Raw genomic sequence first — 15611 nt, 5'->3', positions numbered from 1 at the left:
CTTTACGGGTGACGGTTGCGCACTAAACCCGCAAAATGCAACGATTCCGGCAATTATCGACGACGCTGCCACGAGCATCGTCGCCAAAGCCATCGTTCCAATCAGACTGGGCCTGCTGACTCTATGCGAATGCGCCTTATGTTACTGGGCGGCGGAAATGCCCTTGGGCAGGCGCTGATTCGCCTCGGTGCAGAGGAAGACATCGGTTTCCTCGCCCCCCGCCCGCCCGAAGACGGCTGGGATGCCGCGAGCCTGACCCAATTGCTCGACGACACCCGTCCCGATGCATTGATCAACCTTGCCTACTATTTCGACTGGTTCCAGGCCGAGGCCGTCAGCGAAAGCCGTCTGGCCGGGCAGGAACGCGCCATCGAGCGACTGGCCGAACTGTGCCAGCACCACAACATCGTGCTGGTGCAGCCGTCCAGTTATCGGGTGTTCGACGGTTCCCGCGCCACCGCCTACAGCGAAAAGGACGAGCCAGTGCCGTTGGGCCTGCGCGGTCAGGCCCTGTGGCGGATCGAGCAGAGCGTGCGTGCCACTTGCCCGCAACACGTGCTGCTGCGCTTTGGCTGGCTGCTCGACGACAGCCCGGAAGGCACCCTCGGGCGCTTCCTGGCCCGTGCCGAACAGCCGGAAGAATTGCTGCTGGCCGATGACCGCCGTGGCAATCCGACCCCGGTCGACGATGCCGCGCGGGTAATCATCTCGGTGCTCAAACAACTCGATTGCGCCGCGCCGCTGTGGGGCACTTACCACTACGCCGGCCACGAGGCGACCACGCCGCTCGCGCTGGGCCAGGCGATTCTCACCGAAGCGCGCGGCCTGCACCCGCTGGCCATCGAAGCGCCGACCGCCCAGGCCCACGCCGCGCGGCCGGATGCCGCCGAAGAACCGCAACACGCGGTGCTCGCCTGCAAGAAAATTCTGCACACCTTCGGGATCAAGCCGCGCGCCTGGCGTGCCGCGCTCCCGGGCTTACTGGATAGGTTTTATCGCCATGGCTGACGGCCCTGTTTTAATCACCGGCGGCGCCGGTTTCATCGGCTCGCACCTGACTGACGCGTTGCTCGCCAACGGCCATTCGGTGCGGATCCTCGATGATCTGTCGACCGGCAAGCGCAGCAATCTGCCGCTGGACAATCCCAGGGTCGAGTTGATCGTCGGCGATGTGGCCGATGCCGCTCTGGTCGCGCAAGCGATGCAGGGTTGCAGCGCGGTCGCGCACTTGGCCGCCGTGGCGTCGGTGCAGGCGTCGGTGGACGATCCGGTAAAGACTCACCAGAGCAATTTCATCGGCACGCTGAACGTCTGCGAAGCCATGCGCGAGGCCGGCGTGAAACGTGTGCTGTATGCCTCCAGCGCAGCCGTCTACGGCAACAATGGCGAAGGCGAGTCGATTGACGAAGACACGCCCAAGGCGCCGTTGACGCCTTATGCGTCGGACAAACTGGCCGGCGAGCAGTACTTCGATTTCTATCGCCGCCAGCACGGTCTGGAACCGGCGATCTTCCGTTTCTTCAACATCTTCGGCCCGCGTCAGGATCCGTCCTCGCCGTACTCCGGGGTGATCAGCATCTTCAGCGAACGCGCGCAGAAAGGCCTGCCGATCACCGTGTTCGGCGATGGCGAGCAGACCCGGGATTTCATGTACGTCGAAGATCTGGTCGATGTGCTGGTGCAGGCGATCGAAAAGCCGCAAGTGGACGTCGGTGCGGTGAACGTCGGCTGGAATCAGGCGACCAATCTCAAGCAGATGCTGGCCGCGCTCGAAGCGGTGGTCGGCGAATTGCCGCCCGTCAGCTACGGCCCGGCGCGCTCCGGTGACATCCGCCACTCGCGGGCGAACAACAGTCGGTTGCTTGAGCGATTCAAGTGCCCGACGCCAACGCCGATGAACGTCGGCCTGGCCCGTTTGCTCGGCCGCTGAGCTTTTCGCAGACATGAAAAAGGCGCCTTTTGACAGGCGCCTTTTTCACGGCCGGAATTCGGCTTTCACACCGGTTTCCTGTAGCGAGGGAGCTTGCTCCCCGGTCGATGGCGTAACATCGCCGTCAGTTCTGAGCCTGCCCGCTACCAAGCCTCATTCACCACCACGTGAACGTTCTTTGATTGCTGCTTAGAACTTGTAGCCCAGACCGACCATGTACACAAATGGATCGACGTCGACATTCACTTTTGCGCGAGTGCCCGGAGCCACGGCGTTGTTCTCGACGGTGGCGCGGGTATCGATGTCGATGTAGCGCACCTGGGCGTTGAGCATGATGTTGTCGGTCAGCATGTAGTCGGCGCCGACCTGCCAGGCCAGGCCCCAGGAGTTTTTCGCCTTGAAGTTGCTGAAGCCGTTGGACTGGGCTTCGCTGCCGACGTGCTCGTCGTAGATCCAGGTGTAGTTGATGCCGCCGCCGATGTACGGCTGGAAGGCCGATTTGGCGTCCAGCGGGTAGTAGACGACGCTCAGGGTCGGCGGCAAGTGTTTCAGAGTGCCGAGCTTGCCGTTGGCGGCTGGCAGGGCAGTGCCTTTGAGCTTCACGTCATGTTCGAACGGGGACGCGGCCAACAGCTCGATACCGATGTTGTTGGTCAGCATGTAAGCGAAGTTCAGACCCAGTTGGGTGTCGCTGCTCATGGTCGCCTTGCCGCCCAGGTTGGTGCCGCTCAACGGACCCTGATCGACCTTGACGCTGGAGCTGTCGGCCTTCGGGTTGACGGTGATCGCACCGGCACGAACGATGATGTCGCCGGCTTCGTGGGCGTGGGCGAGCGGGGCTGCGAGCGCGAGGGCAAACAGCGAGGCGCTGAGCAAGGACTTGTTCATGGAAGCTCCCAAAGGACGTTAAAAATGTTTGATGTCCTATGGTACGAATCCGTCTGATACGGTCTTTTGACTCAGCTCAATGAAACAGTGATGGCGGGTTTATTTGTGGAACCTTTGCCGGCCCCTTCGCGAGCAAGCTCGCTCCCACATTAGAGCTCGGTCAACTGTGGGAGCGAGCTTGCTCGCGAAGACAATGGGCCAAACAGTACAGAATTACCGGAGTTACTCCGGCAGTTCGTAGACGTAAATCTTGTCCGCATCCATCTGATACCCGGCATCGGCCAGTTCGCTGGTGGACTGCTTGACCTGCAATGGCCCCTCCACCCAGTACGGCTGATACAGCTCGTCGAGCTTCACGCCGAGTTCGCTTTTCACGTGCACGATCTGGTTCGACGGCGGTGGCGGCACGTGGATGCAGGCGCCGAAGTACGGCACCAGCAGGAAGTCCGTGGTGCGACCTTCTTCGCTGACTTCCAGCGGCACGATGTAACCCGGCAGACGAATGTTCTGGCCATCGAGGCTTTGCACCACGGGGGCGTTGGGCATGTCCTGCTTGGCTGCCGGCGCCGATTCGGCGGACAGCGCGTCGCTCATCTTCGACAGGTCATGCAGCGGCGTCATGTTCGGCACTTCCGGCGCCGCGTCCGGCGGGATCATCTCCGACCAGGTCAGGTCTTTCGGCGCCGCCGCCCACACGGGCAGGGCGACCAGCAACAGCAGCGCAAGCACGGCGCGGGGCATGGTGAACATCCTCATAAACGGATCGACAGGCCATCGGCCAAAGATTGGCGATACGCGCGCCAGGCCGGCACGCTGCCCATCAGCAGCGCGGCAGCCAGAATGCCACCGAGCAGCGTCCATTCATACTCGCTTGGCCAGGCCAGCGGCAGATACAGCCCGTAATTGGCCTGCACATAACCCTGAGCAGCGGCGATGCCGAGGTACAGCAACGCCAGCCCGACGATCACCCCGGTCAGCGCCAGAGCAAATGCTTCCAGCACCAGCAGGCTCGCGATGTGCCACGGCCGCGCGCCCACCGAACGCAGGATCGCCATTTCGCGGCGGCGTTCGTTGAGGCTGGTGAGAATCGCCGTGAGCATGCCGATCAACCCGGTCAGCACCACGAATAGCGAGACCACGAACAACGCTTTTTCAGCAGTGCTCATCAGGCTCCACAACTCCTGCAAGGCCACGCCCGGCAGGATCGCCAGCATCGGCTCGCCGCGGAATTCGTTGATCTCCCGTTGCAGGGCAAAGGTCGAAATCTTGCTGTTGAGGCCGAGCATGAACGCGGTGATCGCTTGCGGCGTCAAGTCCATGTTGCGCGCCTGATCGGCGCTGATCCGGCCGTTGCCACGGGCCGGCACGCCGTTGTGCCAGTCGATGTGGATCGCCTCCATGCCGCCGAGGCTGATGTGCAGCGTGCGGTCCACCGGGGTGCCGGTGCGCTTGAGAATCCCGACCACGGTGAACGGTTTGTCATCGTGCTTGACCAGACTGATCGCCGCCACGCCGTGGGCCAGCACCAGTTTGTCGCCGAGCTTGTAATGCAGCGCCTCGGCCACTTCGGCACCGAGCACCACTTCGAACGGATCGGTGGCGAAGGCGCGTCCGTTCGCCAGTTCCAGATGCTGCTGGCGACCGTACTGGTAATGCTCGAAATAGGCTTCGGTGGTGCCCATCACCCGGTAGCCGCGATGGGAGTCGCCGAGGGACATCGGGATCGCCCACTTCACCTTGGGGTTGCTGGCGAAGTGTTCGAAGCTGTCCCAACGGATGTTGTTGGTGGCGTTGCCGATGCGAAACACCGAGTACAGAAGCAGGTTCACCGAACCGGAACGGGCGCCGACGATCAGGTCAGTGCCGCTGATGGTGCTGGCGAAACTGGCCTTGGCTTCGGTGCGCACCCGCTCAACCGCCAGCAGCAGGCAGACGGAAAGCGCGATGGCGAAAGCAGTGAGCAGGGCAGTGAAACGCCGGTTGGCGAGGCTGGCCATGGCCAGACGGAACAGATACATCTCAGACCTCGGCAGACGTGGCGGCGCGATTGAGTTCGGCCAGGGACAGGTGACGGTCGAACAGCGGCGCCAGACTCTGGTCGTGGCTGACGAACAACAGGCTCGAGCCGGCTTCGCGGCACTCGGCGAACAGCAGGCGAATGAAGTTTTCCCGGGCGTCGTAATCCAGTGCCGAGGTCGGTTCGTCGGCGATCACCAGTTCCGGTTGCCCGATCAATGCGCGCGCTGCGGCGACCCGCTGTTGCTGACCGATCGACAGCGAATCGGCGCGGCGACTCAGGATGCTTTCGTCCTTCAAACCCAGGTGGGCGAGCAGGGTGGCGGCAGCCTGATCGACGCTGCCATGACGCTGCTTCGCACGTTCTGCACGCAGCTTCGAAAAGTGGCACGGCAGCTCGACGTTCTCGCGCACCGAGAGAAACGGCAGCAGGTTGAACTGCTGGAAAATGTAGCCGGTGTGATCGACCCGAAAGCGATCACGGGCGCCGGCACCCAGTTCGGTCAGTTCCTGGCCGAGCAGGCGAATGCTGCCGCGACCGGGTTTCTGCACCCCGCCGAGCAGGCCGAGCAGGGTGGTCTTGCCGCTGCCGCTGGGGCCCTTGAGGAACAGGGTTTCGCCGGCTTCCAGGCGAAACGCCGGGATGTCCAGCAGCGGCGGGTGACCGGGCCAGTTGAAGCCCAGGTCGGACAGTTCGATGAGTGCTTGGGTCATGGCGCCGTTTCGTGTCAGAACTTCAGGGCGGCGGCCTTGGCCGTCACTTCCGTGCCTTGCTGGCCGCTCGGGCTGATCAGTTGTACCTGAATTTTCTGGGTGGCCGGGAAGGTATTGAACAGGTTCGCCAGATCCAGGGTTTTCAACGCACCCGGCGCCGCACAGCTGAACTGGTAGTGGGCGTGGATTTCGCTGTGGTCGTGATGATGCTCGTGACCGTCCTTGCCGGCTTCCTCTTCGTCGTGGTCGTCGGCATCCGGCTTGTCGCCGAACAGCGGACTTTCCAGTTCCTGGCTGGTGACCTTGCAACCGGCGGCGGCCGGCAGACTGAACAGCGCCAGCGGTTTTTCCAGCTGAGCACGCGCGGCTGCGACCTTGGCCTTGTCCGCATCGCTGGTGGCGACGTGCTCAAAACCCACGAGGTTCATCGCCGGGCTTTCCAGTTCCAGCTCCAGGGTCTGGCCGTCGAGGGCGGCGTTCAGGCGACCGACGCCATGTTCGTGGGCACCGAGGCTGCCGTGTTCATGATCGTGATCATGCTCATCGGCAGCCTGGGCGATGGCCAGCGGCAACAGGGCAAACGGCAAAGCGAGCAGCAGACGACGCATGGCGGTCTCCGGGAAGTAAAGTGAAGAGTTTGTTATGTAATCTTATAACGAAAGTGCGCAGAGTTTGCCCGCCCGCTTGGCGTTACACAAGTCCCATGGGAGCATGCGGGTCAGAAATGTGCGGGAGCGAAGCTTATGTTGCGGATACGCGGAACCGTCGGCGAGTTGCCGGTGGATTTGACCCTGGAACTGGATGAAAGCGACTGGGCGCGGCTCGGTGCGCAGTTTGGCGTGCAGGTGCAGACGGCCCAGCCGCAAGCAGCAGCGGCGGCGGCGCCGGTGGCGAAACCGGTGAATCAGGATGACGCGTTGTGGCAGGTCGCCAGGGATCTGTTGCGCAAGGCCGGACAGCTCAGCGGGCCGGAATTGCTGGATCAGCTCGAAGGGCTGACCGGCAGCGCGGCGGCGGGCAAGCGCCTGCTGGTGCGCCTGCGTCATTCATCCGATGTGAAAGTGCTGAGCGGCGGGGACACGCCGCTCTACAGCTGGGTCGAGTAGGCGCTTAGTACAGCGCCGCAAACACCTTGCGCCGGTAAGCGGTCACCAGCGGGTGATCGTTGCCCAGCAGTTCGAACACTTGCAGCAAGGTCTTGTGCGGCAGGCCTTCGCCGTAGCTGCGGTTGCGGATGAACAGCTTGAGCAGTGCGTCCAGCGCCGCTTCGTATTGCTGACGGGCCAGTTGCTGGATCGCCAGTTGATACACCGCTTCGTCGTCCTGCGGGTTTTGCGCCAGACGGCTCTTCAGGTCGGCGGCGTCCGGCAGGTCGCGGGCCAGACCAAGGAACTTGATCTGCGCCTTGGCACCGGCCAGTGCAGCCTTGTGCTCGTCGCTCTTGACCGCGTCGAGCACGGTTTGCGCTTCGCCCAGCTCACCGCGTTCGGTCAGGCAGCGAGCGTAGAGGATCAGCGCCTTGGCGTTGGTGTTGTCTTCGCCCAGCAGCGTAACCAGTGTCGCTTCAGCGTCGGCGTAACGGCCTTCGTCAAACAGTGCCTGAGCCTGTTCGAACGGATCGGCGGCGGACGGCGCCGGCATCTGTACATGCGGTTCGAGCAGGGCGCGCACGGCGGATTCCGGTTGCGCACCGGCAAAGCCGTCCACCGGTTGACCATCCTTGAACAGCACTACGGTCGGCAGGCTGCGGATGCCGAAGCGCGCGACGATGTCCTGCTCGATATCGCAATTGACCTTGGCCAGCAGCAACTCGCCCTGATAGCTCTCGGCGATGCCTTGCAGCATCGGCATCAGCGCCTTGCACGGCGCACACCATTCGGCCCAGAAATCCACCAGCACCGGTTTTTGAAAGGAAGCCTCGATCACTGACTGGTCGAAGTCGGCCGTCGTGGCGTCGAAGATGTACGGCGTTTGCTGACTCATGGGGTATCTCGTAAAAGCGTGAATGGGGCAACTATACGGTCAGGCGCGGGCCGCATGGTAGAGGCTGACATGGCGAAACTCTTCGGGCTCGGCCAGATCCGGCAGGGTCATGGCTTCAAGCATTTCGATGCGCCGGTACAGCGGATGACGGAAATCCCGGACCCGCGAATCCGCCACCAGCGCTTCGCGGCCACGGCTCAGGAAGGCGTCGAGCAGCGGCAGGTTTTCCCGGTCGTACAGAACGTCGGCCACCAGGATCAGATCGAAGCGATCCGCTTCGGCGAAGAAGTCCGTGGAATAGCTCATCTGCACATCATTGAGTTCGGCATTCGCCCGACAGGCGGCAATCGCCAGCGGGTCGAGGTCGCAGGCCACCACTTCCAGCGCTCCGGCTTTCACCGCCGCGATGCCAGCGATCCCGGAACCGGCGCCGAAATCCAGCACCCGCTTGCCTCGAACCCACTCGGGAAACTCCGCCAGATAGCGCGCCACCGCCAGACCGCTGGCCCAGCAGAAACTCCAGTACGGCGGTTCATGCAGGATTCGTTGGGTTTCTTCCTGGCTGAATTCGCGCGCCATGTTGTCGCCGTCGATCAGCCACAGCCGCAAATCGGTGTCCGGCAACGCACAGGCTTTCAGTCGAGCGTCGCCGAGCAATTCGCCCAGCGACTGTTGCAGGTCTGACGGTGCATTCATGGGGCTTTGACAAATTGCAGCTGGCCCAGCGCCTGGGTGGTCGGCTGAGTGATGGTCTGCGATGGCAGGTGCAGGATCAACTGGCCGGACTGGCTGGCGCGGCCGCGCAGTTCAACCCGCGCGCCCACCGGGAAGGATTCGGGGTTGAAGCGCAGGTGAAACGGCAGAATCTGGTTGTTGCCGATCAGGCTGGAACTGGCGAGCAATTGTTGCGGGCGGTCTTTTGCGTCGATCACCAGCAGTGCCAGTTCGACTTCGGCACCGGCCGGCACGCCTTGCAGGGTGCCGCTCAGTTCGCGCTGATAGGCCGGCAGCGGGCCGAGGTCGGCGGCTTCGCGGGCTTTTTTCTGCGCCTGTTGCGGCGCCGGGCCCGGCGTGGGCGGCTGAGGCTTGGGCGCATCGCTGCCACAGGCCACCAGCAGGCTGAAAACACTGAGCAAAACGAGCGGTCGTAGGGACATTGGCGGCTCCAGCAAAATGAAATCCATGGATCAAACGATCATGGCAGTCTGTATACCGCAAAGCCTATGGCTTGTCTTGCCACCGGGATGCGCTACCATGGCCCTCCCTTTTTTTGTTGCCAGCCACCATGCACTGTCCCTTCTGCGGTGCCAACGACACCAAGGTCATCGACTCGCGTCTGGTCGCCGAGGGCGAACAGGTGCGCCGCCGGCGTGAATGCCTGGCCTGCGGCGAGCGTTTCACGACGTTCGAGACGGCCGAACTGGTGTTGCCGCGCCTGATCAAAACCGACGGCAGCCGCCAACCGTTCGACGAAGAAAAACTCCGCGCCGGCATGCAACGCGCCCTGGAGAAACGTCCGGTGAGCGTCGAGCGCCTCGAATCCTCGCTGGTCCATATCAAACACAAGCTGCGCGCCACCGGCGAGCGCGAGGTCAAGTCTCTCGTGGTCGGCGAACTCGTGATGGCCGAGCTGCAAAAGCTCGATGAAGTCGCCTACATCCGTTTCGCTTCCGTGTACCGCCGCTTCCAGGACCTCAACGAATTCCGCGAAGAGATCGACCGCCTCGCCCGCGAACCGGTGAAAGAATGACCACCGCCGCCGAGCAGGCCATTCTCGACGCCCACTTCATGGCTCGGGCCCTGGAGCTGGCGCGCAAGGGGCATTACACGACGCACCCCAATCCACGGGTCGGCTGCGTGATCGTGCGCGACGGGCAGATTGTCGGCGAAGGCTGGCATGAACGCGCCGGCGAACCCCACGCCGAAGTCCACGCCCTGCGCGCCGCCGGTGAACTGGTCCGGGGCGCCACGGCTTACGTGACCCTCGAACCTTGCAGCCACCACGGCCGCACACCGCCGTGCGCCGATGCGCTGGTGAATGCCGGTGTCGGTCGGGTGGTCGCGGCGATGCGTGATCCGAATCCACAAGTCGCCGGACGCGGTCTGCAGCGCTTGAGCGATGCCGGCATCGCCACCGAAAGCGGCGTGCTGGAAGCTGAGGCGCGCAAGCTCAATCAAGGTTTTCTGAAGCGCATGGAACACGGCTTGCCGTTCGTGCGGGTCAAGTTGGCCATGAGCCTCGACGGCCGCACGGCGATGGAAAGCGGCGAGAGCCAATGGATCACCGGCCCTGCCGCGCGTTCGGCGGTGCAGCGTCTGCGCGCCCAGGCCAGCGTCGTGCTGACCGGCGCCGATACAGTGCTGGCCGATGGCGCACGCCTGACCGTTCGCGGCGATGAGCTGGGACTGGATGCCGAACAAACCGCGCTGGCCCTGAGCCGTCCGCCGCTGCGGGTGCTGATCGACGGACGTCTGCGAGTGCCGCTGGATGCGCCGTTCTTCAAGGCCGGCCCGGCGCTCGTCGCCACCTGCGTGGCCATCGAAGAACAGTACGCCCACGGTCCGGAATGCCTGATCGTGCCGGGCGATGACGGTCAGGTCGATCTGCACCAGTTGCTGATCGAACTGGCCAACCGTGGCGTCAACGAAGTGCTGGTCGAGGCCGGTCCGCGACTGGCCGGCGCGTTTGCCCAGCTCGGTCTGGTCGACGAGTTCGTGATCTTCATTGCCGGCAAGTTCCTCGGCTCCACGGCGCGTCCGCTTCTGGACTGGCCGCTGGCCTATATGAAGGATGCGCCGGAGCTGAAAATCACTGAAATTCGCGCGGTTGGCGATGACTGGCGAGTCACTGCAATCCCTGTCCCATCGGCGAGCGTATAATTCCCGGCCATCGCGTTAGCGCTGGCTTCGTTCTCAAGGAGAACCCCATGTTTACCGGCATCATCGAATCCATCGGCAGTATCCGCGCACTGACCCCAAAGGGCGGTGATGTGCGGGTGCATGTCGAAACCGGCAAGCTCGACCTGAGCGACGTCAAACTCGGCGACAGCATTGCAGTCAACGGCGTGTGCCTGACCGCGGTTGAACTGCCGGGCAACGGCTTCGCCGCCGACGTCAGTCGCGAAACCCTCGACTGCACCGCCATGAATGACCTGAAAAGCGGCAGCCCGGTCAACCTGGAAAAAGCCCTGACCCCGACCACCCGTCTCGGTGGCCATCTGGTCAGCGGTCACGTCGACGGTGTCGGCGAAGTGGTTTCGCGCAGCGACAATGCCCGCGCCGTGGAATTTCGCATCCGCGCGCCGAAGGAGCTGGCCAAGTACATCGCCCATAAAGGCTCGATCACCGTCGACGGCACCAGCCTGACCGTGAACGCGGTCGATGGCGCCGAATTCCTGCTGACGATCATTCCGCACACCCTGAGCGAAACCATCATGGCGTCCTACAAGCCAGGTCGCCGGGTGAACCTGGAAGTCGACCTGCTGGCGCGTTATCTGGAGCGTCTGCTTCTGGGCGACAGGGCCGCTGAGCCTGACTCTTCACAAAAGCCTGGCGGTGGCATCACTGAAAGCTTTCTGGCCGCCAACGGCTACCTCAAATCCTGACTGAAGGGGGTGCCTTGTGGCGCTCAATAGCATCGAAGAACTGGTTGAAGACATCCGCCAAGGCAAGATGGTCATCCTCATGGATGACGAAGACCGCGAGAACGAAGGCGACCTGATCATGGCCGCCGAATGCTGCAAGGCCGAGCACATCAACTTCATGGCCAAGCACGCCCGTGGCCTGATCTGCATGCCGATGAGCCGCGAGCGCTGCGAAACCCTGAAGCTGCCGCTGATGGCGCCACGCAACGGTTCCGGTTTCGGCACCAAGTTCACCGTCTCGATCGAAGCCGCCGAAGGCGTGACCACCGGCATCTCCGCCGCTGACCGCGCACGCACCGTGCAAGCGGCCGCTGCGAAGGACGCGAAAGCCGAAGACATCGTCAGCCCGGGCCACATTTTCCCGCTGATGGCCCAGGCCGGTGGCACCCTGGCCCGCGCCGGTCACACCGAAGCTGCCTGCGACCTGGCGCGCATGGCCGGTTTCGAGCCGAGTGGCGTGATCTGCGAAGTGATGAACGATGACGGCACCATGTCCCGTCGCGCCGAGCTGGAAGCTTTCGCGGCTGAACACAACATCAAGATCGGCACCATCGCCGACCTGATTCACTACCGGATGATCCACGAACGTACCGTTCAGCGGATTGCCGAGCAGCCGCTGGACAGCGAACTGGGCCAATTCAACCTGGTGACCTATCGTGATTCCGTGGAAGGCGACGTGCACATGGCACTGACCCTGGGCACCGTTTGCGCCGAAGAACCGACTCTGGTTCGCGTGCACAACATGGACCCGCTGCGCGACCTGCTGATGGTCAAGCAACCGGGCCGCTGGAGCCTGCGCGCCGCCATGGCTGCGGTCGCCGAGGCCGGCAGCGGTGTGGTGCTGTTGCTCGGTCACCCGCTGGATGGCGACGTGTTGCTGGCGCACATCCGCGAAACCGGCGATCAGGCGGCGGTGAAAAAACCGACCACCTACAGCATTGTCGGTGCCGGTTCGCAGATCCTGCGTGACCTCGGCGTGCGCAAAATGCGCTTGATGTCTGCGCCGATGAAGTTCAATGCGATATCCGGTTTCGATCTGGAAGTTGTAGAATACGTGCCCTCCGAATAATGACCGGTTGTTTCCGGCTCCGAATTCGCGGCAAATAAATCACTGAGGGACGCGAAACAGACGCGTCCCGGCTCTTTAAGAGATCTGACGAATGACCCTGAAGACCATCGAAGGTACCTTCATCGCCCCTAAAGGCCGCTACGCTTTGGTAGTGGGCCGCTTCAACAGCTTCGTGGTTGAAAGCCTGGTCAGCGGTGCAGTTGATGCCCTGGTTCGCCACGGCGTGAGCGAAAGCGACATCACCATCATCCGCGCACCTGGCGCCTTCGAAATCCCGCTGGTTGCGCAGAAAGTCGCCCAGAAAGGCGAGTTCGCAGCAATCATCGCCCTGGGCGCGGTCATTCGTGGCGGTACTCCGCACTTCGAATACGTGGCTGGCGAGTGCACCAAGGGCCTGGCCCAGGTGTCCATGGAGTTCGGCGTACCGGTCGCTTTCGGCGTCCTGACCGTTGATTCCATCGAGCAAGCCATCGAACGTTCCGGCACCAAGGCCGGCAACAAAGGTGCTGAAGCTGCCCTGTCCGCTCTGGAAATGGTCAGCCTGCTGGCGCAGTTGGAGGCCAAGTGATTAGCGACGAAAGCGATCGTTTCAACCCGCGCGATCCGAAACCTGCGGATGCCGGCAAGCCATCGAAAAGCGCCAAGCGCCGCGAAGCCCGTCAGCTCGCGACCCAGGCCCTGTATCAGTGGCACATGGCTCGGCAGTCGTTGAACGAGATCGAAGCGCAGTTCCGGGTCGATAACGATTTCACCGATGTCGACGGTGCTTACTTCCGCGAAATCCTGCACGGGGTTCCGCAGTTCAAGACCGAAATCGACAACGCGCTCACGCCTTGCCTGGACCTGGCGATCGAAGAGCTGGACCCGGTTGAACTGGCGGTTCTGCGCCTGTCGACCTGGGAACTGCTCAAGCGCGTCGACGTGCCGTACCGCGTTGTGATCAACGAAGGTATCGAACTGGCCAAAGTGTTCGGTTCGACCGACGGCCACAAGTTCGTCAACGGCGTGCTCGACAAGCTGGCTCCGCGCCTGCGTGAAGCTGAAGTGAAGGCGTTCAAGCGCTGATCCGCGCTTGAATACTTTTTCTCGGCCATGGGCGAGTTTGAGCTGATCCGCAATTTCTTCGCCGCCGCGCCTTGTGCGCAGGGCGGTGAAGGCGTTGCACTGGGGATCGGCGATGACTGCGCCTTGCTGGCGGTTCCTTCCGGGGAACAGCTGGCGGTTTCCACCGATACGCTGGTGGCCGGCGTGCATTTCGCCGATCCTTGCGATCCGTTTCTGCTCGGTCAGCGCTCGCTGGCCGTGGCGGTCAGCGACCTCGCTGCCATGGGCGCCACGCCCGTCGCCTTTACCCTTGCCCTGACTCTGCCGACGGTGACTGCCGATTGGCTGCAAGCCTATGCCCGCGGTTTGAACCGCATGGCGCAGGGCTGCGGCGTGGCACTGGTCGGCGGCGATACGACGCGCGGGCCGTTGAGCCTGACCGTCACCGTGTTCGGCCGCGTCCCGGCCGGCAAAGCGTTGACCCGCAGCGGCGCACAACCGGGCGATCTGCTGTGTGTCGGCGGCGAACTGGGCAATGCCGCCGGCGCTTTGCCGCTGGTGCTGGGCCAGCGTGACGCCGAACCCCATATCGCCCAGCCGCTGCTCGATCATTACTGGTCGCCGCAACCGCAACTCGCCCTCGGTCAGGCCCTGCGTGGCAAGGCCACCTCGGCGCTGGACATCTCCGATGGCCTGCTCGCCGATTGCGGTCACATCGCACTGGGTTCGAAGGTTCGCCTCGAAGTCGAGCGCGAGCGTGTTCCGCTGTCGGAGGCGCTGGTGGCGTTTCTCGGTCAGCGCGGCGCCGAGCGTGCGGCGTTGAGCGGTGGCGATGATTACGTGCTGGCCTTCACCCTGCCGTCCGTCGAGTTGCCGGCGCTGCTCGCCGATGGCTGGCCGACCCATGTGATCGGCCGCGTTACGCAAGGGCAGGGCGTGGTGCTGCTGGATCGCGACGGGCACGACATCACCCCGCAAATCCGGGGTTATCAACATTTTCAGGAGTCACCGTGACAGATCACCCGAAACAGGTTCCGGCCGAATTCGTTCCGCCGTCGGTCTGGCGCAATCCCTGGCATTTCCTCGCGTTCGGCTTCGGCTCGGGCACCTTGCCCAAGGCGCCGGGCACCTGGGGCTCGTTAGTTGCGCTACCCTTTATCCCGTTGTGGCAGATGCTGCCCGACTGGGGTTACTGGCTGATGCTCGGGATCACCATGCTGTTCGGCTTCTGGCTGTGCGGCAAAGTGGCCGACGACCTGCGGGTGCACGACCACGAAGGCATCGTCTGGGACGAAATGGTCGGGATGTGGATCACCCTGTGGCTGGTGCCGGAAGGCTGGTACTGGTTGCTCGCCGGGTTCCTGGTATTCCGCTTCTTCGACATTCTCAAGCCGTGGCCGATCCGCTGGATCGACCGGCATGTTCACGGCGGCGTCGGCATCATGCTCGACGACGTGCTGGCCGGCGTGTTCGCCTGGCTGGCAATGCAGGGACTGGTGTGGATTTTCGCCTGATTTCCAGGCGTGGATGAGGGGCACAGGGATGACTCGACGCTGGTTGGCGATAGTGGTTTTGACCTTGCTTGGCGCCATGGCCCAGGCACAGGACGCACCGCCGTCGGTCATTCACCTGGCCAGCGAAGACTGGGAAGACTACACCGCCGCCGATGGCCATGGCCTGGGCTGGGACGTGTTGCGCAAAGTCTTCGAGCCGGCCGGCGTGACCCTGGATATTCGCACCGTGCCCTACACCCGCTCGGTCGGGCTGGTGCAGTTGAAGGAAGCCGACGCACTGGTCGGTTCCTATCGCGGTGAAGCCGAGCAGGTGCTGTACCCGAAATGGAATTTCGATTCCGACCACATCTACGCGCTCGGCCTGGCCAGCAATCCATCGCCGACCCAGGCGACGCTGGGCAAGTACCGACTGGCCTGGGTGCGCGGCTATCGCTACGAAACCTACCTGCCGAACGTCAAACGCTTCAACCAGATCGAGCGCCGCACCGGCATCCTGTCGATGCTCAAGCAGGGGCGGGCGGATTACTACATCGATGCGCTGACGGAAATAGAAGCGGTGGTGAGAAACGCCGCCGACCCGTCGCAGTACCGTTATTCGCATCTGGCGGAATTGCCGCTGTACCTCGGTTTCGCCGACACCCCGCAAGCCCGCGCACTGATGTCGATCTACGACCAGCGCATGGAGCAGTTGGTGAAAAGCGGCGAGTTGAAGCCGATCTTCGAGCGCTGGAAACAACCCTATCCCTTCGAATGAACGCGATAAGGGCGAGCCTGTTATCAAACTTTTTGATCGTTATGGCCGATAATTC

The 15611-nt window shown here is 63.1% G+C and carries 20 protein-coding genes; 12 read left to right on the top strand and 8 right to left on the bottom strand.

The annotated features are described in order from the left end of the window. The first annotated feature begins 123 nt into the window (after positions 1–123). A complete protein-coding gene (locus ABTV87_RS25990; RefSeq protein ID WP_045121788.1) occupies positions 124–1008 on the top strand; it encodes a sugar nucleotide-binding protein in 885 nt (294 codons plus the stop codon). Beyond that, positions 1001–1930: an NAD-dependent epimerase/dehydratase family protein gene (locus ABTV87_RS25985; RefSeq protein ID WP_085609118.1), complete on the top strand. Its 930-nt coding sequence runs from the start codon at positions 1001–1003 to the stop codon at positions 1928–1930. Before ABTV87_RS25990 ends, ABTV87_RS25985 begins: the two co-directional genes overlap by 8 nt. A 189-nt stretch (positions 1931–2119) precedes the next feature. On the opposite strand, the gene ABTV87_RS25980 is transcribed toward ABTV87_RS25985, so the two are convergent. The 5 genes from ABTV87_RS25980 to ABTV87_RS25960 all read right to left on the bottom strand — a co-directional run bounded on the left by ABTV87_RS25980 (position 2120) and on the right by ABTV87_RS25960 (position 6156). Then, positions 2120–2818: an OmpW/AlkL family protein gene (locus tag ABTV87_RS25980; protein ID WP_007955593.1), complete on the bottom strand. Its 699-nt coding sequence runs from the start codon at positions 2816–2818 to the stop codon at positions 2120–2122. Positions 2819–3040: 222 nt separating this feature from the next. Next, a complete protein-coding gene (locus ABTV87_RS25975; protein ID WP_085688098.1) occupies positions 3041–3559 on the bottom strand; it encodes a DUF3299 domain-containing protein in 519 nt (172 codons plus the stop codon). An 11-nt stretch (positions 3560–3570) separates the two neighbouring features. Beyond that, complete coding sequence (locus tag ABTV87_RS25970) at positions 3571–4836, bottom strand: ABC transporter permease (protein WP_433898581.1); 1266 nt, start codon at positions 4834–4836, stop codon at positions 3571–3573. A 1-nt stretch (position 4837) separates the two neighbouring features. Continuing rightward, entirely contained in the window at positions 4838–5548 is a 711-nt protein-coding gene (locus ABTV87_RS25965) for an ABC transporter ATP-binding protein (RefSeq protein WP_007955587.1), read from the bottom strand. A gap of 14 nt (positions 5549–5562) precedes the next feature. Then, complete coding sequence (locus tag ABTV87_RS25960; RefSeq protein WP_221535140.1) at positions 5563–6156, bottom strand: DUF2796 domain-containing protein; 594 nt, start codon at positions 6154–6156, stop codon at positions 5563–5565. A gap of 135 nt (positions 6157–6291) precedes the next feature. Between ABTV87_RS25960 and ABTV87_RS25955 the strand changes: the two genes are divergently transcribed. Further along, positions 6292–6654, top strand: a complete 363-nt coding sequence (locus ABTV87_RS25955; protein ID WP_085609116.1) for a hypothetical protein — start codon at positions 6292–6294, stop codon at positions 6652–6654. A 4-nt stretch (positions 6655–6658) separates the two neighbouring features. Here the strand turns inward: ABTV87_RS25955 and trxA are convergent, their stop codons facing one another. From trxA to ABTV87_RS25940, 3 genes are read right to left on the bottom strand one after another with little or no spacing between them, the layout of a single operon-like run. Then, complete coding sequence (gene trxA, locus ABTV87_RS25950; RefSeq protein ID WP_007955581.1) at positions 6659–7531, bottom strand: thioredoxin; 873 nt, start codon at positions 7529–7531, stop codon at positions 6659–6661. Between the two features lie 39 nt (positions 7532–7570). Beyond that, positions 7571–8227, bottom strand: coding sequence for a class I SAM-dependent methyltransferase (locus tag ABTV87_RS25945; RefSeq protein WP_085609115.1), 657 nt, complete (start codon positions 8225–8227; stop codon positions 7571–7573). Then, positions 8224–8688 (bottom strand): YbaY family lipoprotein, encoded by a 465-nt coding sequence (locus ABTV87_RS25940; protein ID WP_085609144.1) that lies wholly within the window; start codon positions 8686–8688, stop codon positions 8224–8226. The genes ABTV87_RS25945 and ABTV87_RS25940 overlap by 4 nt, the downstream gene beginning before the upstream one ends. 128 nt (positions 8689–8816) lie before the next feature. Here ABTV87_RS25940 and nrdR point away from each other — a divergent pair, with 128 nt between their 5' ends. From nrdR to ABTV87_RS25895, 9 genes are all read left to right on the top strand, one after another. Then, positions 8817–9281 carry a transcriptional regulator NrdR gene (gene nrdR, locus ABTV87_RS25935; protein WP_003228656.1) on the top strand — a complete coding sequence of 155 codons (465 nt, stop codon included), beginning with the start codon at positions 8817–8819 and terminating at the stop codon, positions 9279–9281. Next, positions 9278–10411, top strand: coding sequence for a bifunctional diaminohydroxyphosphoribosylaminopyrimidine deaminase/5-amino-6-(5-phosphoribosylamino)uracil reductase RibD (gene ribD / locus ABTV87_RS25930; RefSeq protein WP_085609114.1), 1134 nt, complete (start codon positions 9278–9280; stop codon positions 10409–10411). Before nrdR ends, ribD begins: the two co-directional genes overlap by 4 nt. Positions 10412–10458: 47 nt before the next feature. After that, positions 10459–11136 carry a riboflavin synthase gene (locus tag ABTV87_RS25925; protein ID WP_085609113.1) on the top strand — a complete coding sequence of 226 codons (678 nt, stop codon included), beginning with the start codon at positions 10459–10461 and terminating at the stop codon, positions 11134–11136. A gap of 16 nt (positions 11137–11152) precedes the next feature. Next, the gene (gene ribBA / locus ABTV87_RS25920) at positions 11153–12244 is read left to right on the top strand and encodes a bifunctional 3,4-dihydroxy-2-butanone-4-phosphate synthase/GTP cyclohydrolase II (RefSeq protein ID WP_065259547.1); all 1092 of its coding nucleotides are present in this window, start codon (positions 11153–11155) and stop codon (positions 12242–12244) included. 91 nt (positions 12245–12335) lie between these two features. Continuing rightward, positions 12336–12812: a 6,7-dimethyl-8-ribityllumazine synthase gene (gene ribH, locus ABTV87_RS25915; protein ID WP_003228649.1), complete on the top strand. Its 477-nt coding sequence runs from the start codon at positions 12336–12338 to the stop codon at positions 12810–12812. Beyond that, positions 12809–13309, top strand: coding sequence for a transcription antitermination factor NusB (nusB, locus tag ABTV87_RS25910; RefSeq protein ID WP_007955566.1), 501 nt, complete (start codon positions 12809–12811; stop codon positions 13307–13309). Before ribH ends, nusB begins: the two co-directional genes overlap by 4 nt. A 27-nt stretch (positions 13310–13336) precedes the next feature. Then, complete coding sequence (gene thiL, locus ABTV87_RS25905; protein ID WP_085609112.1) at positions 13337–14302, top strand: thiamine-phosphate kinase; 966 nt, start codon at positions 13337–13339, stop codon at positions 14300–14302. Then, complete coding sequence (locus ABTV87_RS25900; RefSeq protein WP_007910933.1) at positions 14299–14802, top strand: phosphatidylglycerophosphatase A family protein; 504 nt, start codon at positions 14299–14301, stop codon at positions 14800–14802. The genes thiL and ABTV87_RS25900 overlap by 4 nt, the downstream gene beginning before the upstream one ends. A 28-nt stretch (positions 14803–14830) precedes the next feature. Then, a complete protein-coding gene (locus ABTV87_RS25895) occupies positions 14831–15556 on the top strand; it encodes a substrate-binding periplasmic protein (protein ID WP_085609111.1) in 726 nt (241 codons plus the stop codon). Positions 15557–15611: the final 55 nt, after the last annotated feature.

This window comes from Pseudomonas sp. PSE1(2024) (genome assembly GCF_050990555.1).
Classification (GTDB): domain Bacteria; phylum Pseudomonadota; class Gammaproteobacteria; order Pseudomonadales; family Pseudomonadaceae; genus Aquipseudomonas; species Aquipseudomonas aphyarum.
Note: the sequence above shows the minus strand (reverse complement) of the source record. Positions and strands in the feature narration are given on the sequence as shown.

Excerpts from the sequence above, each read along its gene's own strand:
- ABTV87_RS25990 (WP_045121788.1), top strand. The coding sequence starts at position 124 with ATGCGAATGCGCCTTATGTTACTGGGCGGCGGAAATGCCCTTGGGCAG.
- ABTV87_RS25985 (WP_085609118.1), top strand. The coding sequence starts at position 1,001 with ATGGCTGACGGCCCTGTTTTAATCACCGGCGGCGCCGGTTTCATCGGC.
- ABTV87_RS25980 (WP_007955593.1), bottom strand. The coding sequence starts at position 2,818 with ATGAACAAGTCCTTGCTCAGCGCCTCGCTGTTTGCCCTCGCGCTCGCA.
- ABTV87_RS25975 (WP_085688098.1), bottom strand. The coding sequence starts at position 3,559 with ATGCCCCGCGCCGTGCTTGCGCTGCTGTTGCTGGTCGCCCTGCCCGTG.
- ABTV87_RS25970 (WP_433898581.1), bottom strand. The coding sequence starts at position 4,836 with ATGTATCTGTTCCGTCTGGCCATGGCCAGCCTCGCCAACCGGCGTTTC.
- ABTV87_RS25965 (WP_007955587.1), bottom strand. The coding sequence starts at position 5,548 with ATGACCCAAGCACTCATCGAACTGTCCGACCTGGGCTTCAACTGGCCC.
- ABTV87_RS25960 (WP_221535140.1), bottom strand. The coding sequence starts at position 6,156 with ATGCGTCGTCTGCTGCTCGCTTTGCCGTTTGCCCTGTTGCCGCTGGCC.
- ABTV87_RS25955 (WP_085609116.1), top strand. The coding sequence starts at position 6,292 with ATGTTGCGGATACGCGGAACCGTCGGCGAGTTGCCGGTGGATTTGACC.
- trxA (WP_007955581.1), bottom strand. The coding sequence starts at position 7,531 with ATGAGTCAGCAAACGCCGTACATCTTCGACGCCACGACGGCCGACTTC.
- ABTV87_RS25945 (WP_085609115.1), bottom strand. The coding sequence starts at position 8,227 with ATGAATGCACCGTCAGACCTGCAACAGTCGCTGGGCGAATTGCTCGGC.
- ABTV87_RS25940 (WP_085609144.1), bottom strand. The coding sequence starts at position 8,688 with ATGTCCCTACGACCGCTCGTTTTGCTCAGTGTTTTCAGCCTGCTGGTG.
- nrdR (WP_003228656.1), top strand. The coding sequence starts at position 8,817 with ATGCACTGTCCCTTCTGCGGTGCCAACGACACCAAGGTCATCGACTCG.
- ribD (WP_085609114.1), top strand. The coding sequence starts at position 9,278 with ATGACCACCGCCGCCGAGCAGGCCATTCTCGACGCCCACTTCATGGCT.
- ABTV87_RS25925 (WP_085609113.1), top strand. The coding sequence starts at position 10,459 with ATGTTTACCGGCATCATCGAATCCATCGGCAGTATCCGCGCACTGACC.
- ribH (WP_003228649.1), top strand. The coding sequence starts at position 12,336 with ATGACCCTGAAGACCATCGAAGGTACCTTCATCGCCCCTAAAGGCCGC.
- thiL (WP_085609112.1), top strand. The coding sequence starts at position 13,337 with ATGGGCGAGTTTGAGCTGATCCGCAATTTCTTCGCCGCCGCGCCTTGT.
- ABTV87_RS25895 (WP_085609111.1), top strand. The coding sequence starts at position 14,831 with ATGACTCGACGCTGGTTGGCGATAGTGGTTTTGACCTTGCTTGGCGCC.